Origin of the sequence: Streptomyces sp. VTCC 41912 (assembly GCF_045799175.1) — a bacterium.
GTDB classification, from domain to species: Bacteria; Actinomycetota; Actinomycetes; order Streptomycetales; family Streptomycetaceae; genus Streptomyces; species Streptomyces albulus_C.
The window spans coordinates 19,416-43,681 of record NZ_JBJMAB010000001.1 but is presented as its reverse complement, the minus strand read 5'-3'; the positions used below and the strand labels follow the sequence as shown (position 1 = coordinate 43,681).

The window sequence follows — 24,266 nt, the reverse complement described above, 5'->3', positions numbered from 1 at the left end:
TTACCGCGTGTTGTGCCTTGCGGAGCCGGGCCTCGAACCCTGGGCGGGGATGCGGGCCCCGGCCCAGCCCTGTACGGCCGGCTCGTCCAGCGATTCCACCCACCAGTCGGCCTTCGCGTTCTGTGGCCCGGAGGGGCGGGGGCCGACCCCGATCACCCGCAGGCCCGCCGCCGCGGCGGCCTCGATGCCGCACTGGGAGTCCTCGACGGCCAGCGCCCGGTCCGGCTCGACGCCGCAGAGCCGGGCCGCGGTGAGGTACACGTCCGGATGCGGTTTGGGTCTGGTGGTGGTGTCGGGCACCACGACGTGGTCGAAGAACCGTCGCAGTCCCGCCACGTCGAGGCAGGACTCGACGACTTCCAGCGGGCAGTTGCTGGCCACCGCCAGCGGGGCGAACTGGGCGGCGGAGCGGACCAGTTCGGGGGCTCCGGGCATGGTCGTCGGATGCGCCGCGACGAGCTCGCGGAAGCGTTCCAGGAGCGATGTGGTGAGTTCGTCGGCGAGTTCGGGGCGGCCGACGGAATCGGCCATCAGTCGTCCGCACGCGGTGTAGTGCAGCCCCCGGGCCTGTTCGGAGAAGCCCGGCGCGGGGGCGTAGCCGTAGCCGTGCAGTACCGCGTCACGGGCGTCCACCCAGTGGCGTTCGGTGTCCATCAACGTGCCGTCGCAGTCGAAGACCACGGCGGCTGGGGTCCAGGAAAGGATGCGATGTGCTGTCATCCGAGGTTCCGTTCCGATGGGCCCGGAGGGCGACGGCGTGACCGGTCGAGCGCGTGAGGCGTGACGGTGTCGGTGCGCGGCCGCGGCAGCGGGCTGAAGGGTTCCGACGGCGGGCGGCTCCCGGACAGGGGAGACCTGGGCGCAGCGTCGGAAAATAACGATCGTTACGTTACGGACGGCAACGCGCCAGGGTCAATAGATCGCTAAATGTCCATATTTTAAGCCTTATGGGTAACTGAAGGTGCCGTAGGCCGTTGGTGTGCCGCCCTGGACGACGCGGAACACGCACGTCGCGTGGTACCGGGCGCACAGCACGCGCGCGGCCGGCGCGAGTTCGGTGAACCGCACCGCCCGCAGCCGCCCGGCGTACGGACGGGTGAGGGCGCCCCCGCTGCGGTAGGCGACGGCCTGCCGGGCGGCCTCCAGGAGCACCATCCCGGGCACGTGGTCGCCGGGGTGGTCGAAGAGGAAGGGGTGCAGCGGGTCGGCCGGCGCCACCAGCAACCCGGCCGCGTCCTCGGCCAGCACCGCGTCCTGGGGGTGGTTCACGGCCAGCGCGGCGGGCTCCGGGCGGTGCGCCGCGGTCGGCGGGGCGGCCGTCGCGCCGTCGCGCGCGCCCCGGGTCCGCAGCGCCGTGTAGCCCGCCCCGTCCACGAACCGCACCCCGCCGCCCGCCTCCCCGAAGACCACTCCGTGGGCGGCGAACGTGGCGTCCAGCCGCAGGCCGGAGACCGTCCGGTCGCGGGTCCGCCGGACCGCGCTCACCCGGGCGAGGCAGGTGACCTCGGTCGCGCCCGGCCCGGCCGGCGGCTCGCTCTGGGGGGTCAGCCGGAAGTGCAGGTCGCTGATGATCGCGTGGCGTGCCGCCGGCACCCCGTGGAACCGCAAGGGGATGTACAGCCCCAGCTGGCGCAGGGTCTCCACAAGGACCAGCGGGCTGTTCCGCTGCGATCCGTCGCGGGGGAACGTCGAGTGCGCCCGTGGCCAGGACGCCGCCGCCTCGAAGACGTCCGGGGCGGACGTCGGTCGGACGTCCGTGAGGAGGACCTCGGCCACGGAGGTCCGGTGCACCAACTCCCGTTCGACGGTACGGGACCGGCTGAGCGGTCCTTCCTCTCCGAACGGGACGACGGATGACGTATTCATATGACCAGGGAATATCGAAATTCGAACACTCGCACCCGTGAATTGGAAGTGGCCGGGCGCGGTAGATTTCTTCCAGGTGGCACGAGAACGACATCTGAGGTGTACGTGCAGATCCGGGCGAAGACGACGCGCAGGTTCCTTCTGGAAGCGGCCGCAACATTGTTCGACGAGCGGGGTTATGCCGGCACGAGCATCAGCGATATCAGTGCGCATTCCGGCCGCACCAGCGGCGCGATCTATTTTCACTACGCCAGCAAGGAGAAGCTCGCCCTCGCCATTGTCGAGGAGCACTTCGCCACCTGGCCGCGACTGATCGGCCGGCACCGGCAACCCGGTGTGCCGGCGCTGGAGAAGCTCGTCGCGCTGAGCTTCGAGGTGGCGCGCGCCTTCCGCGACGACATCGTGGTCCGGGCCGGCGCCCGCCTCTGGGCGGAGCGCAAGGCCATCGAGACCCAACTCCCGGCACCGTTCCTGGGATGGATCGAGGCCGTCACTCAACTCCTGGAGGAGGCCGCCCGCGACCGCGAACTCGCCGTCGGGGTGCCCCCGGCCACCACGGCGCACACGGTGGTCTGCGCCTTCTTCGGCCTGCACACCGTCTCCGACGCGCTGGAGGGGCGGCGGAACATCGAGGGGCACCTGGACGACCTGTGGCTGTTGCTGCTGCGGGGGTTGCAGGCCGAGCCGGACCCCGCCGCCCTGTTGGACCGGGTCCACCGGCGGGCCCGTGCCGCCCGCCCGGCGCCCGAACCCGCCTGAGCGACCGGCGGATCCGCCGGTCGCTACCGGCGGCCGCCGCGCAGGAAACGCCGCAACCTGGTCAGCGGCCAGGTGTTGATGACGTCGTCCTTGGTGAGCCAACCGCGCTGCGCGGTGCCCACCCCGTAGCGCAGGTAAGGAAGATGCGTGGTGGCGTGCGCATCGGAATTCACCGCGAACTTCACGCCGTGCCGCTTGGCGCGCAGGATGTCCTCGTCGCGCAGGTCCAACCGCTCGGGATGCGCGTTGATTTCCAGTGCGGTACCGGTCCGTGCGCAGGCGGCGAAGACCGCGTCGAAGTCGGCGTCAATTCCCGGGCGTTTGCCGATCAATCGCGTGGTCGGATGCCCGAGGATCGCGACGTGCGGATTCTCGCAGGCGCGGATCAGTCGGCGGGTGAGCGCCTGCCGGCTCTGGTGGAAGTGCGAATGCACGGAGGCCACGCAGAGGTCGAAATCCGCCAGGAAGGCGTCGGGCCAGTCGACGTCCCCGTCCGGTCCGATGTTGAGTTCGGTGCCGTGCAGCAGGCGCATCCCGCGGTGCTTCCGGTCCAGTGCGCGGACCTCGTCCCGCTGCGCCAGCACCTTCTCCTCGGTCATCCGCTGCATGGCGAGGTCCGGGGCGTGGTCGGTGACCGCGTAGTACGCGTAGCCCCGGGCGGCCGCGGCGGCGACCATGTCGGCCAACGAGGACAGCCCGTCGGTCAGGTCGGTGTGCGTGTGCAGATCGCCCCTGACGTCGCCCTCCACCAGCAGTTCGGGCAGTTCCCCGCGGAGTCCGGCGGCGACCTCGCCCCGGTCCTCCCGCAACGGCGGCGGGATCCAGGGCAGTCCGAGCCGGGCGTAGACCGCCTCCTCGGTCTCCGAGGCCACCAACTCCCCGCTCTCGCTGTCGAACAGCCCGTACTCGGACAGCTTGAGCCCGTTGCGCACCGCGATCGCCCGGGTGCGGATGTTGTGGCCCTTCGACCCGGTGAAGTACTGCAACCCCGCGCCCCAGGAGGCCGGCGGCAACACCCGCAGGTCGACCTGGAGGCCCTTGGTGGTGCGGATCGAGGTCTTCTTGGCTCCGTGGGCGATCACCTCGGCGGTGTACGGGAGCTCCGTCAGCGCGGTCATGAACGGCGCCGACCGCTCCGCCGCCACCAGCACGTCGACGTCCCCGATGGTCTCCCGCATCCGGCGCAAGGACCCCGCGTAGGTGCACCGCTCGCACCCGGCGATCGAGGACAGCTCCCCGGTGATCTGCTCGGCGACGTCCATCGCGGCACTGATCAGGATCCGCCCGTCACCCGCCTGCTGGAGCAGAGCGATGCCGTGCAGGATGTTCTCCTCGGTCCGCTCGCCGAACCCCTTCAGGTCCCGCAGCCGCTCCGCGTGGACGGCGGCCAGCAGCTGGTCCACCGAGGTGATGCCCAGCTCCTCGTGGAGCACCATGGCCTTCTTCGGCCCCAGCGTGGGGATGGCGATCAGCTCCCGCACCCCCGCGGGGACCTCCGCCCTGGACTCCTCGATCACCGACACCCGGCCGGTGCGCAGGTACTCCACCACCTTCTCGGCGATCGACGCCCCCACGTGCGGGATCTTCCGCAGCCCCGGCACGTCGAGCTGCGTGACGTCGACGGGGTGCCCCCCGATCGCCCGGGCGGCCTTCTCGTACGCCCGGGCCTTGAAGGCGTCACCACCACTGATCGCGATGAGGTCGGCGTACTCCTGGAGCAGCGCCTCGACCTCCTCGTTGGCGCGGACCATGTCTCCAGGGTGCGCCCGGGCGGCGGGAGCGGCACGGGAAGCGGAACCGGGACCGCGTCCCGCGGCCCGGTCCGGCGGACCCGCCGCTCCGTGCGCCCGGCGTCCCGCGCCACCTCGGCGTGCCGGGGAACGGCGGGCCGAGGCGCCCGTGCAAGTCCCGCTCCGTGCTCCGCGGTTCGCGCGCCGGGTCGCGGGGGACCGGTCACGATGACAGGAAGTTCTCCGCGGTCTCGCGCAGGGTTGCCCTGATGGTGCGGGGGTCGTCGAGGTAGCCGCCGACCATCGCGCCGTCCCGCAGGACGACCAGGGCCCGGGCCACGCGCTCGGGGTCGGGATGACCGGCGTCGCCGACCACCGTACGCAGCACGCCGTGGAACCAGCGGCGGTGCTCGGCGATGCGGACGCGCACCGGGTGCGCGGGGTCGGGGTACTCCGCGGCGGCGTTGAGGAAGCCGCAGCCGCGGAACCCCGGCCGGCAGAGGTTGTCGCCGATCATGTCCATGATGGCGAGCAGGGCGTCACGGCCCCGGTGGGCGGCGAGGATGGCCGCCACGGCGTCCTCCACCCCGGCCCCGCGGGCCTCCAGATAGGCGACGACCAGCCCTTCCTTGCCGGCGAAGTGGCGGTAGAAGGTCGCTCTGGTCACCCCCGCCTCCGTGACCAGCTGCTCCACGCCCACGGCATGGATGCCCTGGGTGTAGAACAGCCGCCCCGCGGTGTCCAGCAGGCGTTCTCTGGGGTGGGTTCTGTCGGTGGCTCCCGTGGTCATGGGCACCAGCCTAGGGAAGCGGCGCGGGGCCCCGGCGGGTCAGGGGCGGGCTGCCGCGCACCCGTCGCCGTACGTGGTGACCAGAGGCTTCGTCTCGTCGACGACGTAGGTGGACAGCATCATCGTGGTCACCGTGCCGACGTTGCGGGCGTTGTGGATGGCGCCGGACGGGATGAAGAACGGGTCGCCGGTGCGCAGCCGCAGGACCTCGCCGTCGTCGAACACCATCAGCACGTCGCCGCGGACGATGTAGCCGACCTCCACCCCGGGGTGGCTGTGCCGGCCGGACTCCTTGCCCCGGGGGATCTGCACCAGCGTCTGGACGGTCTCCCAGCCCTTGGCGGGGGAGGGGTGGTGCTGGAGCACGGTGCGGGTGACGCCGGCGGTCGGATCCGTGGGGTCCACGGGACCCGTGGGATGGGTGTGGTCTGCGGGGCCGTGTGCGTCCCGGGGGCCGTCGCCGGCGGCCGCTGCGGAGGCGACCGTCGCGGAGAGGGCGGTCACGCCGAGTGCGCCGGCGGCGGCCGCGCTTCCGTTACGGATCAGGGTGCGGCGGTCGATCATCAGCGGTCTCCGTTCCGAGTGAGCAGAAAGAACGATCGTTCTTTCTGCTTCGGTAGCGTGCCGCGTGATCACCGGGAGCGCAAGGGGGTCACGCGTTTTTCTCGGACTTGCCTGTCCGTCAAGCGGCGCCGAGGTGCGCGGAGTTGGCGCGCGTCACCTGTTTGACCAGTGACGCATGCTGTGTCACAGTCATCCGGCACGCCCACGGCGAGCACCGGGACCCCCGGTGCGCGTGGGTTCCCCTGCGAGGCGTGGAGCGTTCGCGGGCCGGCACGTCGAGACGCACGGAGGGCTTCACATGATCAACAGGCGTACGTTCGGCAAGGCGCTGGGCCTGGGCGCCGGCGGCGCGGTCGCCGCGACGCTGGTGGGGCCGTCGGGCGCCGCGCACGCCGCGGCCGTGGCGGACCCGCGGGCCGGTGCGGGCGCCGCGCCCGGCGCCGGCTCCCGGGGGCGCAGCGCGTTCCCGCCGCTCAAGACGGTCCGGGCCGGCCTGTTGGAGGTCGGCTACGCCGAGTTGGGGCCGCGGCACGGGCCGCCGGTGATCTGCCTGCACGGCTGGCCGTACGACATCCACAGCTTCGAGGAGGTCGCGCCCCTCCTGGCGGCGGCGGGCCACCGGGTGATCGTGCCCTACCTGCGCGGCCACGGCGCGACGCGCTTCGTCTCCCCGGCGACGTTCCGCAACGGGCAGCAGTCGGCCCTCGCCCTCGACATCGTCGCCCTGATGGACGCGCTGGGGCTGGAGAAGGCGGTGCTCGCCGGATTCGACTGGGGCGCCCGGACCGCCGACATCATCGCGGCGCTGTGGCCCGAGCGCTGCACGGCCCTGGTGTCGGTGGGCGGTTACCTCGTCGTCAACCTGGAGGCGAACCTCCAGCCGCTGCCGCCGGCGACCGAGCGCTACTGGTGGTACCAGTACTACTTCGCCACCGAGCGGGGCCGGGCCGCCATGGAGGACCCGACCAAGCGGCACGACCTGGCCCGGGTGGTCTGGGACACCGTGTCCCCGACCTGGCACTTCGACGATGCCACCTTCGAGCGCACGGCCGCCGCCTTCGAGAACCCCGACTACGCCGCCGTCGTGGTCCACAACTACCGCTGGCGGCTGAGCCTCGCCGAGGGGGAGCGGCGCTACGCACCCTACGAGCAGCGGCTCGCCGCCCGGCCGACCATCGCCGTGCCGACCATCACGCTCGACGCCGAACTGGACCCGTTCACGGCTCCGGGCGACGGATCCGCGTACCGGGACCGGTTCACCGGCCCGTACCAGCACCGGACGCTGAAGGGCATCGGCCACAACCTGCCCCAGGAAGCGCCCGAGGAGTTCGTCCGCGCCGTCCTCGACGCCCCACGCCTGTGAGACGTCGCCGACGGGGCGAGTGGCACGCCGCCACCGCCATATCACCGAATTCGTAAGGGAGTTGGCCGGAATGCAGGGCAAGCAGGGGAACGGGAGACTGGCGATGCAGGACCACGGCACGCAGGACGAGGGCGCGGCGGCGCGGCGGGCGCGGTTCGGCGCACTGCCCGAGCGGATCGCCCCCGCCGACCTGGTCGAGAGCAAGGCGGCCTCGCCGAGGGACCCGGAGCGGGACGGCGGCGGGCTGGGGAACAGGCACCTCCTCACCTGCCTGGCGTGGGACCTGGTGCTCTGAGGCGTGCCCTCCGCCGCCCCGGCGGCGGAGGAAAAGCCTTTCGAACGGCCGCGCGGAGCCTGCTACGGTTGCCGCGGCAGTGATCCTTCGTAGCGGAGTCCAGACATGGCGGGTGACGACGACATCTCCGGGTGATACCCGGAGCTGATCGACCACCGGCAGGCGCACCTTCCGCGGCGCCGCCGCCGTGGTCATCGAGTCGTCCCCTTTTCCTGTCTCAGGCGCGGTGCCCTTCGCGCGGTGTCTTCCGCATCGCGGTTTCCCCGTGGAGCGCCCTGCCCGCTCTTCCCACGAGGTCCTCCCATGTCCGACGCTTCCGTCAGCTGCTCCCAGCTGACCTTCAACTGGCCCGACGACACCCCGGTCTTCGACGGCCTGTCCTTCACCGTCGGCGCCGGCCGCACCGGTCTGGTCGCGCCCAACGGCTCCGGCAAGAGCACCCTGCTGCGGCTGATGGCGGGGGAACTCGTCCCGGACGGCGGCAGCATCAAGCGCGCCGACGGCCGGATCGCCGCCCTGTCGCAGCGCCTGGGCCTGCTGGACGCCGACCGCACCGTCGCCGAGAACCTCGCGGAGTTCGCCCCGCAGCGGCCGGAGGCGGAGCGGATGAACCTGCTCGCCCGCTTCCTGTTCCGCGGCCCCCGGGCACACCTCCCGGTGCGCGTCCTCTCCGGCGGCGAACGCCTGCGCGCCACGCTCGCCTGCGTCCTGAGTGCCGAACCGGCGCCGCAGCTACTGCTGTTGGACGAGCCGACGAACAACCTCGACGTGGTCGGCGCGGCCCAGTTGGAGAGCGCCCTGGCGTGCTACCGCGGCGCCTTCGTGATGGTCAGCCACGACGTGCGGTTCCTGGACCGGATCGGCGTCGACCGGTGGCTGCGGGTCGCCGACGGCGAGCTGACCGAAACCGGGGCGCCGCACTCGTGAGCCGCCGACGTACCGCCCGCGCCCACGCCCGAGGTGCCGCACCCGGTGGGCCCGCAAACGACCACGTCGGACGGAACGCCATGCCCCAACCCGCCCTGCTCGCCCACGACATCGTCCGCACCCTCGGCACCCGCAGGGTCCTCGACGGCGTCGGCCTCACCGCCTCGCCCGGCCACCGCATCGGCCTCATCGGCGAGAACGGCGTCGGCAAATCGACGCTGCTGCGCATCCTCGCCGGAGCCGACGAGCCTGACGCGGGCCGCGTGGTGCGCCCGCCCGACCTCGGCTTCCTGCACCAGGAGATGCCGTTCGACTCCGGGGCGACCCTCGCCGACGTGCTGGCCGACGCGCTGCGCGAGGCGCACGAGTCCCTCGCGGAGCTCGATCGCCTCGCCCAGGAGGTCGCCGGCACCCCGGAGGACGACCCCGGCCACGCGGAACTGCTCGACGCCTACGCGCGCCACCTCGAACGCGCCCGGCAGCGCGAGGCGTGGGACGCCGACCGGCGCGCCGCGCTCGTGCTGGCCGGGATCGGACTCGGCGCGCTGCCGCACGGGCGGTCCCTCGGCTCCCTCTCCGGCGGCCAGCGCGGTCGCCTCGCGCTGGCCGCGCTGCTGGTGCGCAGGCCGTCCGCGCTGCTGCTGGACGAGCCGACCAACCACCTCGACGACGGCGCCGCCGCGTTCCTGGAGGAGCAACTGCGCGGCCTGCCCGGAGCCGTCGTGGTGGCCAGCCACGACCGGGCCTTCCTCGACGCGGTCTGCACCGACGTCATCGACCTCGACCCGGCGGTGGCCGGGCCGGTCCGCCACGGCGGCAACTACAGCGCCTACCTGGCCGAGAAGCACGCCGAGCGGGAGCGCTGGCTGCGGCGGTACGCCGAGGAACAGCAGGAGTTGACGGAGCTGCGCCGCTCGGCGGAGGTCACGGCCCCGCTGGTCGCACCGGGGCGCCCGCGGCGCGACAACGAGAAGATGGGGTTCGGCCACCGCTCGGGGCGCGTGCAGAACCAGATCTCACGCCGGGTGCGCAGCGCCCACCGCCGGCTGGCGGAACTCGAACGCGACCAGGTCCCGGCGCCGCCGCAGCCGCTGCGCCTGCGGCACGCCCCGCTGGCGCAGCCGTCCGCGGAGGGCACCCTGGTCTCCCTGCGCCGGGTGCGCGTGCCGGACCGGCTCGCCGTCGACCGCCTCGACGTCTCGGCGAGCGAGCGGCTGTTGGTCACCGGCGACAACGGTGCGGGGAAGTCGACGCTGCTGGCCGTGCTCGCCGGGCGGCTCGAAGCCGGCGGCGAGGTGCGGCGCCGGCGGAACCTCACCGTGGGGATGCTCTCCCAGGACACCGCCTTCGACCGCCCGGACCGCACCGCCCGGGAGACGTACGAGGGCGTCCTCGGCGGGGAGCGGGCCGAGGCGGTCCCGCTGGGCACGCTGGGGCTGCTGCACGAGGCGGACCTCGACACACCGGTCGGGCACCTGTCGGTCGGGCAGCGCCGCCGGCTCGCGCTGGCGCTGCTGGTGGCCCGGCCGCCGGCGCTGCTGCTGCTCGACGAGCCGACGAACCACCTCTCCCCGCGGCTGTGCGACGAGTTGGAGTCCGCGCTCGGCACGGGGCCCGGTGCGATCGTCCTGGCCAGTCACGACCGGTGGCTGCGGCGGCGCTGGGCGGGCCGGGAACTCCGGCTGGACGTCGCGGAGGGGGCCTCGGTGCGCTGACCGGGGCTCCTTGCGGGCACCGTAGTCACCCATCAGGATGGTGACGTGAATCTGGAACATGTCTTCGTGTGCGGCAATCCGGCCCTGGACTTCGCGGCCACGCTCCGGGCGCGCCGCACGGCGCGGTTCGAGATGTTCGCGACGCCGGACCGCCTGGACGCGTGGTACCTGGAGTCCGGCATCGTCGACGCCGTCTCGCCGGCCCGGTCGGCCGACGTGGAGCGGGCGACGACCGTACGGGAAGCCGTCTACCAGCTGATCACGGCCCGGTGTCGCGGTGCGGACTTCGACGAGGAGGCGCTGGCCGTGGTCAACGACGCGGCCCGCCGGGCCCCCGCGGCTCCGCAGCTGACCCACGCCGGCCGCTGGACGTCGGCGACGCAGCGCGAAGCGCTGTCCACCGTCGCCCGGCACGCGGTGGAACTGCTGAGCGGCCCGGACGTCCCCCTGCTCAAGGAGTGCGGCAACCCCGAGTGCACCCGCATCTCCATCGACCGCTCGCGCGGCAGCCGGCGCCAGTGGTGCGGCATGGAGTCCTGCGGCAACAAGATCAAGGCCGCGGCGTACCGCGCCCGCCGGAAGACCGCCACTGCCGCCACGGGGTGACCCCGGCGCCGACGCGGACGGTGTACCGGCAGCACGTCGAGGTACCGCCCTGGGGGAGCCGGACTGGGCGGCGAACGAGGCTTAGGTGACGGGCAGTTGAAGGCGGACGGACCCGAAGAGCGGTGTGGCGACCGCTACGGGGCGGGCAGCCGGAGCGGTGCGGGCGGCATCCGCCACCGCGGTGTCCGGCGGAACCGCGCCGGCGCCGGCGCCTGGCGTTTCCACCCCGGCCGGACGTGCCTCCGGGCCGGCCGTCGTCCCCGGTGGAGGCCGGCGCTTCACCCGATGCGGTGATGATCGGTGCGCGGTGTCCACCGGGCGGCAGCGGGCCGCGCCGGCCCCGCAGGGCCGGGCCGCGGCGGAACCGCGGCGCCCCGCCCGGCAGCCGCAGCCGCGCAACGCGACCTTCCCGACGAGGACTTTCCGCATCCGCGGAATTACGCTTCGCGTCCATGCGGGCTGGGTCACTCACGCGAAGCGGCTGCTCCGTGCCGAGGGCCGGCGCGGTGCTCGCCGTGCTGCTGACCGCGCTGCTGCACGTCCTGGGGTGCGCGCACGGTCCGACCGCGGACCCCGCCCTCCGCTCCGACGCCCCGCTGTACGCGTCGTCCGCCCCCCACCGGCAACTCCCGTCGGACGGGCCCCGGGCGACGCCGGCCGGGCGCAGCGCACCCGCCCCCGATCAGGGGCCGCACGGCTGCACCCTGGACCCACCGACCGTCCAACCGCCGAAGGACGGCGGCCCGGTGGCCTGGCCCGTGGTCGCACCCCTGGCCACCGGGCCCGCCGGCCTCCGTCCGGGCGTCCCGCCGTCCGCACTCCACCCGTCCCGCGCGCCGTCCCCGGTGTCGTCCGACGGATCGACGCGGGCGCTCCTCGGCGTGTGGCGGAACTGATCGGTCCCTCGTCGCGCCCGCATCCGGCGGGCCGCGCCGCGACCGACCGTCTCCGTCCCCCTTCCGCGTCCACCGGCCGGCCGCCGCCACGGCGCCGACCGTAGGAGAGCCACGCCATGCACCAGTCCACCCGGACCGATCCGTCCGTGCCCGTGCCGCCGGCACCGTTCCCGGCCGCCGCCAAACACCCCCTGCACACCCCCGCCGGCCTCGTCGGCGACACCCCCGTCCTGTGGATCGGGGAACCCTTCACCGCCGGCGGCCGCGGCTTCTGGGCCAAAATCGAAGGCCACAACCCCGGCGGAATCAAGGACCGCACCGCGCTGCACATGGTCCGCGCCGCCCTGGGCCGCGGTCAGCTCCGACCCGGCGCCCGCATCATCGAGTCGACCTCCGGCACCCTGGGCCTCGGCCTGGCCCTGGCCGGCGCGGCCTACGGCCATCCGGTCACCGTGGTGACCGACCCCGGCATGGAGCCGCTGATGACCGGGCTGCTCACCGCGCACGGCGCCGAGGTCGACGTCGTGGCCGCGCCCCATCCGGAAGGCGGCTGGCAGGAGGCCCGCCGCCGGCGCGTCGCGGAACTCCTCGCCGGCCGTCCGGACGCCTGGTGCCCGGACCAGTACAACAACCCGGACAACGTCGCCGCCTACGCCCCGCTCGCCCGGGAACTCGTCGCGCAACTGGGGCGCATCGACACCCTCGTCGTCTCCGTCGGGACCGGCGGCCACTCCGCGGGCATCGGCGCGGTCCTGCGCGAGCGCTTCCCCCGCCTGCGGATCGTCGGGGTGGACACCACCGGCTCGACGATCTTCGGTCAGCCCGCGGCCGTCCGCCTGATGCGCGGCCTGGGTTCCAGCATCCACCCCCGCAACGTCGCCTACGGCCTCTTCGACGAGGTCCACTGGGTCGCCGCCCCGGAAGCGGTGTGGGCGGCCCGCCGCCTGGCCCGCCACCACTACGCCACCGGCGGTTGGAGCGTCGGGGCGGTCGCCCTGGTCGCCCGCTGGCTGGCCCGCACGCTGCCCGGGGAGGACCGGATCATCGCCGTCTTCCCCGACGGTCCGCAACGCTACGTCGGCACGGTCTTCGACGACGCCTACTGCCGCCGCCACGACCTGCTCGGACGGCCGCCCGCCGACGGCCCCGACGAGATCGACGACCCGAAGGAGCGCACCGTCACCCGCTGGACCCGCTGCACGCACGTCACCGACCCCCTCGCCCGCCCCGAAGGCCACGACCTCGTGGGAGCCGCCCGATGATGCGCCTGTGGCAGCAGACCCGTTCGTTCCCGCCCGCCGCCCGGCTGTTGATGGCCAATCAGTTCGCCATCAACCTCGCCTTCTACATGCTCATGCCCTACCTGGCCACCCACCTGTCCGACGGTCTCGGCCTCGCGGCCTGGGCCGTCGGCCTCGTCCTCGGCGTCCGCAACTTCTCCCAGCAGGGGATGTTCCTCATCGGCGGCACGCTCGCCGACCGCTTCGGCCACAAGATCCCCATCATGGCCGGGTGCCTGCTGCGCACCCTGGGCTTCGGCCTCCTCGGCTGGGTCGACGACCTGCCCGCCCTCGTAGCGGCCTCCGCCGCGACGGGCTTCGCCGGCGCCCTGTTCAACCCGGCGGTCCGCGCCTACCTCGCGGCGGAAGCGGGCGAACGCCGCGTGGACGCCTTCGCCACCTTCAACGTCTACTACCAGGCCGGCATGTTGCTCGGACCGCTCGTCGGACTCGCCCTGCTGGCCGCCGACTTCCGGCTCGTGTGCACGGTCGCGGCCGCCCTCTTCGCCGCCCTCACCCTGCTCCAGTGGCGGGCACTGCCCGCCCGCCACCGCCCCACCGGGAACGCCGCGCCGGACGGCGTGCTGGCGCAGTGGCGCGGCGTCGTCACCAACCGGCCGTTCCTGCTCTTCTCCGCCGCGATGATCGGCTCGTACGTGCTGACCTTCCAGGTCTACCTCGCCCTGCCGTTGGCCGCGAGCGACGCCCTGGGGGCCGACGGCACGACGGTCACCAGCGGGCTGTTCGTCGTCTCGGCCGCGGTGGCCGTGGTGGGCCAACTGCGGCTGACCGGCTGGGCCAAGGACCGTTGGCAGCCCAGCGACGCCCTGGTCCGCGGTCTGGCCGCGATGGGCCTCGCGTTCGTGCCGCTCGCCCTCAGTCCGCGGGGCTCCGCGACCGCCGTGCTCGTCTCCCTCGTCGTCGCCGTGGTCCTCCTCGCGGCCGGGTCCGCGATCGTCTACCCCTTCGAGATGGACACGGTCGTCGCCCTCTCCGGCAACCGCCTGGTCGCCACCCACTACGGCTTCTACAACACCGTCTCCGGACTGGGCATCACCCTGGGCAACCTCGGCACGGGCGCCCTCTGGGACGTCGCGGGGCGCCATCACGCCACCTGGCTGACCTGGGCGGCCCTGACGGCCACCGGGACGGCGTGCGCCGCGGCGGTCGCCGCCCTCGCCCGCACCGGGCGCCTCACCGCCCCGCAGCCCCGGCCCGCCGCGGTGTGAACCACGACCTCCGGGCGGCCCGCCTCACGGGGCAGGCCGTTCGGAGGGATCCCGCTCCGGGAACGCGTGCCGTTCACGGCTGATCCGCAGCACCACCCTGGATCCGCACTGCTCCGCGGGGTGTCGGCGGTCAGGTCCGCAGACCGGCGTCTCGTGCCAGCAGTGCGGCCTGCACCCGGTTCTCGCAGTCCAGTTTGGCCAGGATCCGGCTCACGTACGTCTTGACCGTGGCCTCGCTCATGTGGATCCGCTGACCGGCGTCCGCGTTGGACAGGCCCTCACCCAGCAGTGCCAGGACCTCCAGCTCGCGGTCCGTCAGGGTCTCCAGCCGGCGCCGGGCCTGCTCGGCACGGTGCGCGTTGCGGCCCGACGCCAGCGAGTCCACGACGTGGCGGGTGGCGCCCGGGGACAGGTACGCGTCTCCCGCCGCGGCGGCCCGTACCGCACGCATGAGCTCCGCGGGCGCCGAGTCCTTGAGGAGAAAACCCGCGCTGCCCCCGGTCAGGGCGCGCAACACGTTCTGCTGCTCCCCGAACGTCGTGAGGATCAGCACCCGCGTGTCCGGGACGGTCCGGCGCAGCTCGGACAGGGCCGTCAGCCCGTCCATGACCGGCATCTGGATGTCGAGCAGGACGACGTCCACGCGCCGGGTCCGGGCCAGTTCGACCGCCTCGCGGCCGTTGGCCGCCTCCGCGACGACGTCGATGTCGTCGGCGGAGGAGAGAATCATCCTGATGCCCGCCCGAATGAGCGGCTCGTCATCCGTGACGAGAACCCTGATCACGACTCTCCTGAGCGGTCTTGAGCGGCCATGCCTGCGGACCCCATCATCCCCGACCGAGCGGCCTGCCCGGGCACCACGGTGCCGGTCCTCCTCAGTTCCGGACTTCGAAGGACTTCTTCTCGATCAGCTCGCCGTCCTTGAAGCAGAACCGGAAGACGGGGGTCGTGCTCCAACTGCTGCCGAACTCCGCGGAATTCAGGCTCAGGCACTTCGCTCCCGCCGGCACCGGGGGCGCGCCCTTGTCGAGGTCCCTGGTCAGGAGGGAGTCCCCGTCGGGCAGTTTCCTGCGGACCTCGGCCTCGGACTGGCCCACCTTCACCGCGTCGTACTGCTTCGGCTCGATCATGGCCTTGTCCGTCTCGCCCACGAGGAGGATCCCCCCGACGACTACGGCGATGACCAGCAGCAGCGCGAAGACTGCGGCCACCCCGCAGCCGATGGCTATGCCGCTGCGCCTCGTGTTCGTACCCATGGCCTTGACCAGCTCCCTCGGCAGACCGATCCCGTCGATGACCGGATCACCCTCGCCGAGGAGGCCCACCGGGCTCTGCTCCCGAAAGTCGCCCGTCGGATCGACGAACGTCGTCGCCGCGACGCCGCGCACGGGGCCGGGGCCACCGCCCTCCGGCGAGGTGTACGGGAGCACGCCGGCCAGCCGGAAGCCACCGTCCGCAGTCGGTCCCGCGTACACCATGCCCCCGAGGAGCCGCGTGCGCTCACCGAGCCCGGTCAGCCCCTGACCCCCGCTCACCACGCTCCGGCCGGGGTCCGCCGCCCCGTGCGCGGGGCCGTTGGCGACCTCCACCACCAGCGAGTCGGGCTCGTACCGCAGCTCGACGGTGATCGGGGCGCCCGGGGCGTGCTTGTGGGCGTTGGTCAGGCCCTCCTGCACGATGCGGTACGCCGCGTGATCGCCGGTCGGGGAGAGCGGACGCGCCTCGCCCGAGCCCCGCAGCTCCACGGCCACCCCCGCGCCCCGGGACGCCGCCACCAAGCCGTCGATGCCGGCCACCCCCCGCGACGACACCGTGGCGTCCGCCACCCCCGCGCCCGCTGGGTCCGGGGCGGCCTCCCCGCGGCCGGGGACCTGGGTGCCGTCCCGCAGCACCCCCACCACCTCGCGCAGTTCGTGCATCGCGGCCACCGACGCCTCGCGCAACACCCCCACGGCCTCCCGCTGCCGCCCGGTCAACTCGCGGTCCACCTCCAGCGCGCCCGTGTGCACCGCGATGAGCGCCAGCTGATGGCCGAGGCTGTCGTGCATGTCCTGTGCGATGCGCTGACGTTCCCGCATCCGGGCCTGTCCGGCGATCATCGCGCGCTCGCGCAGCAACTGGGCGTTGTATTCCCGGAGCGTGTCGGTCAGCGCGCGGCGCTGCGACCAGTAGCGACCGGCCAGGCCGGGTACGACGATCGTGACCAGCAGTCCCAGGATGCCGAAGGCCAGGTACGACAGTGAGAAGTGCGGCAGTTCGTGCAGGATGCCCAGGCCGAGGATCATGACGTACACCAGGCCGAAGACGCCCATCGCTTTGCCGACCCCGTCGATCCGCCGCCCCGCCGACCAGGCGACGACGAGGACCAGCGGAGCGAGACCGTCGAACGTGACGGAACCGGCGGCGGTCACCAGCAGCACCGTCGCGGGCAGCACCCGGCGCAGCGGCGACAGCACCCCGGCCGCCAGTCCGATGGCGACCAGCCGTACGGCGCCGCCGTGTCCCAGGGCCTCGATGCCCGCTCCCAGCAGCCCGAACACCACGGCCAGCAGCGATTCGCCCACGATGCGCCGCACCGGCCACATGCCGGGGGCGACGAGCGCCCTGCCCGGGGCAGTCAGCCGACGGGGCGCCGAACGCAGCCGCGCCGCCAGTGCCTGGCGGGCCGATGCTCCAGGGGTCGTAGATTCCACACGCGTCACGCGGCAACGGTAAGCCGCCCGGTCGGACACCGCACCGGCCATTGGTCGCGACGGCCAACGACGAAAGTCGCGCCCCGCGCAGCGGCCCGGGACGCCCTCAGTAAGGTGCGACTGACCAACTCGCGCCTCAGGTAAGGGTGTTGCATGTCGATCCCACGAAGATCCCTCCTCGCCGGTTCGACGGCGGCCGTGACTGCCGGAGCCCTGGGTGCCTCGGGGAGCGCCGAGGCCGCCGGCCCGGCGCGATCCGCGCCGCCTCCCCGGCTCCCGCGCACCCCGGGCCGCCTCGACGTACCCGGCGTCACCGGCCTGCACCTCCAGTTCGGCGCCGACCCCGCCGGCGAGATGACGGTCTCGTGGATCAGCCCGCGCCCCGTACGCCGGCCGCGGGTGCACCTGGGAACCCACGAAGCGGGCACCGGTGGTGCGGTCGACGCCGAGACCCGCACCTACCGCGACGGACTGAGCCGCGAGGAGGTGTACGTCCACCACGCCCGCCTCACCGGACTGCGGCCGGACACCACGTACCTCTACTCGGCGGGACACGACGGCGCCGCGCCGGAGACCGGTGCGTTCACCACGGCGCCGCGCGGGCGCACCGCGTTCACGTTCACCAGCTTCGGCGACCAGGGCGCACCCAATCTGCGCCGGGTCGTCAACTGGCCGGCGGGCGGCGCCCCCTCGCCCTCGGGCCGCTTCCCGCTCTACACCAGCAGCCAGGCCGGCAGCCCGGCCGCCGCCGACATCGTGGCCGCGGTGGAACGGGTCGGACCGCTGTTCAACCTGGTCAACGGCGACCTGTGCTACGCCTCGGCAGCCGGTGTCTTCGGCCAGGACCGGGTCGCCACCTGGGCCGACTGGTTCATCGGCAACAGCCGGTCGACGCGGCTGCGCCCGTGGATGCCGTGCGTCGGCAACGGCGAGAACGAGAGGGGCAACGGCCCCCTGGGACTGGCCGGCTACCAGACGTACTTCACGCTGCCCGGACCAACCGGCGCCGACCCCGAGACCCGGGGCCTGTGGTACGCGTTCACGGTCGGCGCGGTCCGCTTCATCAGCCTGGCCAACGACGACGTGGCGATCCAGGACACCGGCGACACCTATGTCCGCGGCTATTCCGGTGGCGCACAACGGCGTTGGCTGGAGCGGGAGTTGAAGGCCGCGCGCGCGAACCCCGGCATCGACTGGATCGTCGTCTTCATGCACCACCCGATGATCTCCAGCAGTCGCAGCGGCAGCGGCAGCGACCTCGGCATCCGCGCTGCCTGGGGCCCGCTCTTCGACGCCTACGGGGTCGATCTGGTCCTGTGCGGCCACGAGCACTACTACGAGCGTTCGCTACCGGTCCGCGGCGCGCTGCCGAACGAGGCCCGCACGCCGGTTCCGGTGTCCACCAGGACCGACGTCGCCGACACCGCCAAGGGCACGGTCCACATGATCATCGGAGGCGGCGGCAACTTCGCCACCACCCAGGACGACCTGTTCCCGGAGCCCAAGGGGCGCGTCGTGGTCGACCTGGCCAAGGAGACCGAGGGGCGCCACCGCAAGGCGGTCTTCGTCACCGAGGACGCCCCCTGGCGCGCCGTCCAGGACCGCGTCCACACCCACGGCTTCGCCGCCTTCGACGTGGACCCGGGCGACCCCCGCACCGGCCGCACCCGCATCCACGTCACCTACTACACCTTCGACGGCCCCTACGGCGACCTGACCCCCGTGGACACCTTCACCCTGGAACGCCCCCGCGGGGACACCCGCCACTGAGCGACGGCACCTCGGCGGCGGCGTGCTGCGGGCCGCCGTCCGAGGCGGCTCACGGCGTCGCGCAGGCGTATCTTCGGCGCATGGTTGAGCACCGCATGATCGACGTGAACGGGATCCGACTGCACATCGCCGAGGAGGGGGAGGGGCCGCTGGTCGTGCTGCTGCACGGCTTCCCCGAGTCCTGGCACTCCTGGCGCCACCAGTTCGGCCCGCTGGCCGCCGCCGGCTTCCGGGTCGTCGCCCCCGACCAACGCGGATACGGCCGCAGCGACCACCCCGAGGACGTGGCGGCCTACAGCATCCTCCACCTCGTCGGGGACGTGATCGGGCTGATCCACGCGCTGGGCGAGCGGGAGGCGTTCGTCGTGGGACATGACTGGGGCGCGCCGGTGGCCTGGCACACCGCGTTGCTGCGGCCCGACGTGGTGCGCGGGGTGGCGGGGCTGAGCGTGCCGCCGCCGTTCCGCGGGGAGCGCCCGCCGCTCGCGGCCATGCAGGAGCGGTTCGACGGACGCTTCTACTGGAACTACTTCGCCCGGCCCGGGCTCGCCGACGCCGAGTTCGCCCGGGACCCCCGGACCGCCCTGCGCACGCTGCTCCACTCCGCCTCCGGTGACGCCCCCGGCGCCGGCCGCCCCGACCAGGCCCTGGTGTCCGATCCGGCCCGGGGCTGGCTCGCGGACATGACCGACCCCGGGGAGCTGCCGGAGTGGCTCACCGAGGAGGACCTGGACGAACTCACCGCCGGCTACGCCCGGGGTTTCACCGGCGCGCTGAACTGGTACCGCAACCTGGACCGCAACTGGGAGTTGACCGCTCCCTGGCACGGCGCCGTCGTCACCACCCCCGCGCTGTACGTCTACGGCGACCGGGATCTGGTCGCGACGTTCCCGGGCACGCCGGAACTGATCGCGCAGTTGCCCACGTTGCTGCCGGGCCTGCGCCGTCCGCCGGTCATGCTGCCGGGCTGCGGTCACTGGACCCAGCAGGAGCGGCCGCGGGAGGTCAACGCCGCGCTGGTCGAGTTCCTGACGGAGCTGCGGGGCTGAGGCCGGCGGCGACCGCTTCCACCGCGCCGACGTCCTGCGGCGTGAGGACGAGGTCGGCGGCCTCGTCGTCGCCGGGGCCCGCCGCCTCGCTTCGGGCCCTGCGCCGGTCGTTGAGGAGCGAGAAGCCGACGGCGGAGAAGTAGAGCACCCAGATCGGCGCGGCCAGCGCCAGCATGGTCAGCGGGTCCGTGCTCGGCGTCGCCACGGCCGAGAAGATCGTGATCCCCATGACCATGCCGCGCCACCGGCCGAGCATCCGCCGGCCCGACAGCACGCCGGTGAGGTTCAGCATCACCAGCAGCAGGGGCATCTCGAAGGCGAGGCCGAAGACCACCACCATGCGGGTGACGAGGTCGAGCAGATCGTCCAGCGGCAGCAGGTTGTCCACGCCGTGCGGGGTGAACCCGATCAACACCCTCGCGGTCGTGGGCAGTACCCGGTAGGCGAAGAAGGCGCCGCCGAAGAACAGCGGGACGCCCGTACCGACGAACGCGTAGGCGTACTTCCGCTCGTGCCTGTGCAGACCGGGGGCGACGAACGCCCACAGCTGGTACAGCCATACCGGCGAGGCCAGTACGACGCCGGCCATCAGGGACACCTTCAGCGCCAGGGTGAAGGGCGTGAGCAGGCCGTTGATCGTGATCCGCGCACAGGTGGTGTCGGCGGTCTTCCGGGCCAGCACGGCGAAGGACGCCGGGCAGCCGACCGAGTCCAACACCGGCTTGGTGCTGAAGTTCACGATGCCCTTGTAGTGGAAGGCCGCGGCGATCGTGACGACCAGGATGGCGAGGAGGGCCTTGGCGAGCCGGTTGCGGAGTTCACGAAGGTGCTCCGCGAGCGGCATCCGTCCCTCGGGACGCTTCTCCTTGTTGCGGATTGACTGAGGCACGCCATGTCCTCGTCTCGTGCGGCGGACCGGGGCTACCGGCCCGGAATGGGTACGTGAACGTCGACGAGCGCTGCGCCGGCGATGCCGCCTCCCGCCTCAGTGACCGGTCGTGCCGTCCGTGGGCGCGGTGCGGGCGGTGGGGGCGTCTTCGGCGGCGCCGGAGACCGTCCTCGGTTGCGGTTGCGGTTGCGGTCCCGCTTCCGGTCCCGGTGCGGGCTCGGGCGTGGGGCGTGGCGCGTCGGAGACGCCGTCGTCCTTCATGGCCTTGGTCTCGCTCTTGAGGATCCGCAGGGACTTGCCCAGTGCCCGGGCCGTGTCGGGCAGCTTCTTCGAGCCGAAGAGCAGCACCACCACCGCGACCAGGATCAGCAGGTGCCAGGGTTCCAGCGCATTGCGGAACATCGTCACACCACCTCTTCGCACGCGGCCGTCGTAACGGCTGCGCTGATCCGCGCGGCGCGTTCCCGCCCGGCAGGGGCCGGAGCGCCCGCGCTCGCGTGCGCCCGGGAGGAGGCTGCCCGGTGCGCGCGGCACGGTGGTGTCGTTGGTGCCCGCCGCCCGCGCCCTCGGTGGCTTCCCACGGCGTCGTCCGGCCAGGCATCACGGGTGAGTTGGTCGCCCGTCGCCGCCCGCACCGTCGTCGGGCAGCTGGGGCGGGGTGAGTGGGGTGGGCCGGCCGCTGTGCAGACGGGCCGGGCGTGGATGTCCTTGTGGACCATGGTCCTGCTCCTCGTCGGATCGGGGTCGATTCGTGGTCGATTCGGGTCGATTCACGTCGCGGGGCGCCCGGCCGTCGTCCAGGCGGCGTACTCCTGACGGACGTAACGGCGGTGGTCGGGGGCGAGGGCGCGCGCGTCGGGGTGGTGCGGGCCGGCCACCAGGTCGGGATGGCGACGGTCGTGCCGGACGAGTTGCCCGGCGGTTTCCGCGGCGGCTGCGACCGGGCCGGGGCCGGGGTCGTCGAGGGCCATCCGGTCCATGAGGGCGGCCCGTCGGAGCAGCCAGACGCGTTCGGAGGTCGTCGCGGCGACCAGGGGGCCGGTGGCGGTCCTGGCCTGGCGGCCGTCGCGTGCGGCTCCGAGCGCGAGCACCTGGTGCATCTCGCGGTGCAGGTCCGGCGCATGCGCGTACGCCTCGTGCGGGGGCGGGGCGCTGATCGCCGCGTCGCTGTTCGGGGTGGCGTACATGCTCACACCTCCGTCGGTGTGCAGGGGGCGTCGGGCGATGCGGCGTCGTAGCCCGTCGCGGTGGCGGTTCGCCGCGCCGCGGTGCCGACCTGGGCCGGGGACCGCGATGGGTGCCAAGCGACCGGCCCGGTCACGACGAGCACCTGAGGCAGGCGCGGACTTCGCGGCCGCTGTGTGTCTGGTGGACCTCGGTCGACTGGGCCAGGCACTGGACGATGCCGGTGCCGCGGCCGTGTTCGTCGGGGGCGAGGTCGGGGCGGTGCCGTTCCACCGCCGTGCCGGAGTCGGTGACGACGATGTGCAGCGTGCCGTCGTCGAGGACGAGCAGCACGGTCATGCGCTCGTGGCCGTACTGGGCGGCGTTGGCGGCGAGTTCGTCGACGATGAGGACGGCGGAGTCCCGCTCGCGTGCGGGTACGTGCCACGTCTCCAGCAGATCGGCCGTGAAGTGACGAGCGGCGGAGACGTGCGCCTCCTGCGCGGGCAGGGCGAGCAGCGCCTCGTGGCGGCAGGGCCGGCCGAGCGGTGAACTCGGGCTGGGGGAGTCGGTCACAAACATGGTCTTCTGGCTCTTCTGTGGAGGTGCGGGGAGCGGTACGGGGGAGGGGGAGACCGCCAACGGCTTCGGGGCTGTCGGTGGGCCGGATCCTGAAAGGCCCGCTCATTCAGTTCCACGGATGACGCACGCCGAACGGTTCGGGCTGTTCGCCCTTTTTGTTCGACTGCTTGCGCGGGACGATTCCCTCGGTGGCCCGGCCGGGTTCACCCGCCAGGAGGAGGCGAGTTGAGGCTGCCGGCCGTTGGGCGAACCGCCCCCATGCCGGTGCTCGCGTGCGGGACGGCAGCACTTCGGCCGGGCCCTCGTCGAGGCTCGGGGCGGCGCCACCGACCACCCGCCGCGGGAGCGCACGCCTCATCCGAATCCGTGCGCTCCCGCATCAAGTCGGTTGAGGAACCGGCCGGTTCATCGGATTCGGCGCGACGTCCCCTCGCCCTCCCCTGCCGCCGTGCCCGCACCCCGCGCCCGTAGTCACGCCGCCGGGCGGCCGGGCCGCGGGGCGACATGACCACCCGGACGCCGACGCCGACCCCGCCTCACGGCTCGCGCCTCATGCCTGGATCGTGACCATCTTCTGACCGTTGCCCGTAAGGATCTCGAAGTGGTCGATGGCTCCCGGTGACATGGCAACCGCGCCGGGGATCGTGGTGCCGGGAGGGTACTCGCCCGCCCGCCAGGTAGCGCCGTCCGCCCGGGCTCCGCCGGCTCCGACCGCCTGGAGTCGGCAGGTGATTCCGGCGGGTGCCCCCTTGGCGGAGACCTGGAGGACACTGCCCCAGGCGGAGGGCGAGACCTTCACCGAGGCGGAGACGCCGGTGGTGGGATCGCTTCCGGCGAAGGTGCGCCAGGCAGCCGGTGCGGTCGGCCCGGGCGGCGTCGCCTGACTGCTCACGGATCCGATGGCCGCCAGCCACGTGCCCCCGGCCGCTGCCGCGATGAGCGTCAGCGAGGCGGCGGCGCCGGCCAGTTGCAGACGCCAGGTCCTGCGGCGCCGGGCCGCGGCCTGCTGGAGGAGCCTTTCCAGCACGCCCCCCGCGGGCGCCGTCGACACCTCGGGCGCGGCGGGTTGTTCGGACGGGGCGTCCCGCACGCTCTCCGTTGCCCGTGCCACCAGCCGGTCGGCCAGCTCGCCGTCGGCCGTCGGCACCGTCCGGCCTGAGGCTTCGGCTTCGGTCACCGTCGCCAGCAGTGCGGGCAGTCCCGCCAGTCGGGCGTGTTCGGCTCGGCATGCGGCGCATTCCGCGAGGTGGACCCGTACCCGTTCGCTCTCTGCCGCGGGCAGCGTGCCCAGGACGTATCCTCCCAGCGCCAGCCGCAGGGCGTCGTGTTCCGCACTCATGGTCGCCACCTTTTGCCCGCCACGGTCATGGCTCGATGCCGCGTTCCTGCAGCGCCAGCCGCAGGGCGTGCAGGGCGTAGTGCGTCCTCGACTTCACGGTGCCCAGCGGGATGCCCAACACCTGTGCGGCCTCCGTCATGGTCCGGCCCCGGTAGTAGGTCTCCAGCAGGACGGCGCGGTGGTCGGGGGACAGTGACCGGACGGCCTCGGCGACCGCCCAGCTCTGCAGCGCCTGCTCGATCTGGTCCTCGCCCGGCGTCTGCTCGGCGGCTCGCTGAAGGGCTTCGCCGCCGACCTCGGCCGGTCTGGCCTGCCGGGCCCGGTGGGCGTCGATGACCAGGTGCCGAGCGACCGTGCACAGCCATGCCCGAGCCGGGCCGAGTGCCGGGTCGAACGCGGCGGGGTGCTGCCACGCCCGCAGCAGCGTCTCCTGCACCACATCCTCTGCCCATTGCCAATCTCCTGAGGTCAGACGCAGCACGTAGTGGAAGAGGGCTCCTGCGTGCTCCGCGTACAGAGTGCGCAGCAGCTCCTCGTCTGCGGTCGAAAGCGCCCCTTTACCAGAGACACGGTGCGCGGAGCGATTCGGATCGGTCCTAGGGCCACGTTTTCGGGAACTCCATGGCATAGGCCGATCATCGCGCAGATGTACCACTTTGTCCCGTAACGCACAGTGCGGTGCACGTGACGTTCCGCCTGCCCCGCGGGTGAGGCGTTCGTGCCGTGTTCCTGCCGGCCCCCACGGCGTCAACCGGTTCCC

The 24,266-nt window shown here is 73.1% G+C and carries 23 protein-coding genes and 1 pseudogene; 11 read left to right on the top strand and 13 right to left on the bottom strand.

Annotated features, from left to right (window positions below; all coding sequences use genetic code 11):
• Together ACJ6WD_RS00215 and ACJ6WD_RS00210 are read right to left on the bottom strand one after the other, a co-directional pair.
• Positions 1-720, bottom strand: coding sequence for an HAD family hydrolase (locus ACJ6WD_RS00215; protein ID WP_376443494.1), 720 nt, complete (start codon positions 718-720; stop codon positions 1-3).
• Positions 721-945: 225 nt separating this feature from the next.
• Positions 946-1,866, bottom strand: a complete 921-nt coding sequence (locus ACJ6WD_RS00210) for a ScbA/BarX family gamma-butyrolactone biosynthesis protein (RefSeq protein ID WP_407614895.1) — start codon at positions 1,864-1,866, stop codon at positions 946-948.
• 99 nt (positions 1,867-1,965) lie between these two features.
• Here ACJ6WD_RS00210 and ACJ6WD_RS00205 point away from each other — a divergent pair, with 99 nt between their 5' ends.
• Positions 1,966-2,625 carry a ScbR family autoregulator-binding transcription factor gene (locus ACJ6WD_RS00205; RefSeq protein ID WP_275461645.1) on the top strand — a complete coding sequence of 220 codons (660 nt, stop codon included), beginning with the start codon at positions 1,966-1,968 and terminating at the stop codon, positions 2,623-2,625.
• A gap of 23 nt (positions 2,626-2,648) precedes the next feature.
• Here ACJ6WD_RS00205 and polX read toward each other — a convergent pair whose 3' ends face one another.
• The 3 genes from polX to ACJ6WD_RS00190 form a co-directional block, all read right to left on the bottom strand.
• Positions 2,649-4,376, bottom strand: a complete 1,728-nt coding sequence (gene polX / locus ACJ6WD_RS00200; RefSeq protein ID WP_407614894.1) for a DNA polymerase/3'-5' exonuclease PolX — start codon at positions 4,374-4,376, stop codon at positions 2,649-2,651.
• Positions 4,377-4,578: 202 nt separating this feature from the next.
• A complete protein-coding gene (locus tag ACJ6WD_RS00195; protein WP_331249102.1) occupies positions 4,579-5,145 on the bottom strand; it encodes a TetR/AcrR family transcriptional regulator in 567 nt (188 codons plus the stop codon).
• A 39-nt stretch (positions 5,146-5,184) separates the two neighbouring features.
• On the bottom strand, positions 5,185-5,709 hold the full coding sequence (locus ACJ6WD_RS00190; RefSeq protein ID WP_233656712.1) for a cupin domain-containing protein: 525 nt from the start codon (positions 5,707-5,709) through the stop codon (positions 5,185-5,187).
• Between the two features lie 298 nt (positions 5,710-6,007).
• Between ACJ6WD_RS00190 and ACJ6WD_RS00185 the strand changes: the two genes are divergently transcribed.
• From ACJ6WD_RS00185 to ACJ6WD_RS00150, 8 genes and pseudogenes are all read left to right on the top strand, one after another.
• Positions 6,008-7,072 (top strand): alpha/beta hydrolase, encoded by a 1,065-nt coding sequence (locus ACJ6WD_RS00185; protein ID WP_331249100.1) that lies wholly within the window; start codon positions 6,008-6,010, stop codon positions 7,070-7,072.
• Between the two features lie 70 nt (positions 7,073-7,142).
• Positions 7,143-7,367, top strand: a complete 225-nt coding sequence (locus ACJ6WD_RS00180; protein WP_331249099.1) for a hypothetical protein — start codon at positions 7,143-7,145, stop codon at positions 7,365-7,367.
• Between the two features lie 378 nt (positions 7,368-7,745).
• Positions 7,746-8,294, top strand: a pseudogene (locus ACJ6WD_RS00175) (ATP-binding cassette domain-containing protein); the annotation flags it as partial.
• Between the two features lie 80 nt (positions 8,295-8,374).
• Positions 8,375-10,009 carry an ABC-F family ATP-binding cassette domain-containing protein gene (locus ACJ6WD_RS00170; protein WP_407614893.1) on the top strand — a complete coding sequence of 545 codons (1,635 nt, stop codon included), beginning with the start codon at positions 8,375-8,377 and terminating at the stop codon, positions 10,007-10,009.
• Positions 10,010-10,054: 45 nt separating this feature from the next.
• The gene (locus ACJ6WD_RS00165) at positions 10,055-10,615 is read left to right on the top strand and encodes an ABATE domain-containing protein (RefSeq protein WP_233656716.1); all 561 of its coding nucleotides are present in this window, start codon (positions 10,055-10,057) and stop codon (positions 10,613-10,615) included.
• A gap of 452 nt (positions 10,616-11,067) precedes the next feature.
• Entirely contained in the window at positions 11,068-11,511 is a 444-nt protein-coding gene (locus ACJ6WD_RS00160) for a hypothetical protein (protein ID WP_407614892.1), read from the top strand.
• Between the two features lie 116 nt (positions 11,512-11,627).
• On the top strand, positions 11,628-12,773 hold the full coding sequence (locus tag ACJ6WD_RS00155) for a PLP-dependent cysteine synthase family protein (protein ID WP_407614891.1): 1,146 nt from the start codon (positions 11,628-11,630) through the stop codon (positions 12,771-12,773).
• Entirely contained in the window at positions 12,770-14,020 is a 1,251-nt protein-coding gene (locus ACJ6WD_RS00150) for an MFS transporter (protein WP_376435924.1), read from the top strand. The genes ACJ6WD_RS00155 and ACJ6WD_RS00150 overlap by 4 nt, the downstream gene beginning before the upstream one ends.
• Before the next feature lie 130 nt (positions 14,021-14,150).
• Here ACJ6WD_RS00150 and ACJ6WD_RS00145 read toward each other — a convergent pair whose 3' ends face one another.
• On the bottom strand, positions 14,151-14,804 hold the full coding sequence (locus ACJ6WD_RS00145) for a response regulator transcription factor (protein ID WP_233656720.1): 654 nt from the start codon (positions 14,802-14,804) through the stop codon (positions 14,151-14,153).
• A 91-nt stretch (positions 14,805-14,895) separates the two neighbouring features.
• Positions 14,896-16,605 carry a sensor histidine kinase gene (locus tag ACJ6WD_RS00140; protein ID WP_407615099.1) on the bottom strand — a complete coding sequence of 570 codons (1,710 nt, stop codon included), beginning with the start codon at positions 16,603-16,605 and terminating at the stop codon, positions 14,896-14,898.
• A 261-nt stretch (positions 16,606-16,866) separates the two neighbouring features.
• Between ACJ6WD_RS00140 and ACJ6WD_RS00135 the strand changes: the two genes are divergently transcribed.
• Both ACJ6WD_RS00135 and ACJ6WD_RS00130 read left to right on the top strand, forming a co-directional pair.
• Positions 16,867-18,483 carry a fibronectin type III domain-containing protein gene (locus ACJ6WD_RS00135; RefSeq protein WP_331249094.1) on the top strand — a complete coding sequence of 539 codons (1,617 nt, stop codon included), beginning with the start codon at positions 16,867-16,869 and terminating at the stop codon, positions 18,481-18,483.
• A gap of 80 nt (positions 18,484-18,563) precedes the next feature.
• Complete coding sequence (locus ACJ6WD_RS00130; RefSeq protein ID WP_233656722.1) at positions 18,564-19,532, top strand: alpha/beta fold hydrolase; 969 nt, start codon at positions 18,564-18,566, stop codon at positions 19,530-19,532.
• Here the strand turns inward: ACJ6WD_RS00130 and tatC are convergent.
• The 6 genes from tatC to ACJ6WD_RS00100 all read right to left on the bottom strand — a co-directional run bounded on the left by tatC (position 19,489) and on the right by ACJ6WD_RS00100 (position 24,134).
• Positions 19,489-20,376, bottom strand: coding sequence for a twin-arginine translocase subunit TatC (tatC, locus tag ACJ6WD_RS00125; RefSeq protein WP_376443500.1), 888 nt, complete (start codon positions 20,374-20,376; stop codon positions 19,489-19,491). The genes ACJ6WD_RS00130 and tatC overlap by 44 nt on opposite strands.
• 141 nt (positions 20,377-20,517) lie before the next feature.
• Positions 20,518-20,823 (bottom strand): Sec-independent protein translocase subunit TatA, encoded by a 306-nt coding sequence (gene tatA / locus ACJ6WD_RS00120; protein WP_407614890.1) that lies wholly within the window; start codon positions 20,821-20,823, stop codon positions 20,518-20,520.
• Positions 20,824-21,191: 368 nt separating this feature from the next.
• Entirely contained in the window at positions 21,192-21,608 is a 417-nt protein-coding gene (locus ACJ6WD_RS00115; protein ID WP_233656725.1) for a hypothetical protein, read from the bottom strand.
• A 130-nt stretch (positions 21,609-21,738) separates the two neighbouring features.
• Positions 21,739-22,167 (bottom strand): ATP-binding protein, encoded by a 429-nt coding sequence (locus ACJ6WD_RS00110; RefSeq protein ID WP_233656726.1) that lies wholly within the window; start codon positions 22,165-22,167, stop codon positions 21,739-21,741.
• A gap of 550 nt (positions 22,168-22,717) precedes the next feature.
• The gene (locus ACJ6WD_RS00105; protein WP_233656727.1) at positions 22,718-23,506 is read right to left on the bottom strand and encodes a zf-HC2 domain-containing protein; all 789 of its coding nucleotides are present in this window, start codon (positions 23,504-23,506) and stop codon (positions 22,718-22,720) included.
• Positions 23,507-23,531: 25 nt separating this feature from the next.
• On the bottom strand, positions 23,532-24,134 hold the full coding sequence (locus ACJ6WD_RS00100; RefSeq protein ID WP_233656728.1) for a sigma-70 family RNA polymerase sigma factor: 603 nt from the start codon (positions 24,132-24,134) through the stop codon (positions 23,532-23,534).
• Positions 24,135-24,266: the final 132 nt, after the last annotated feature.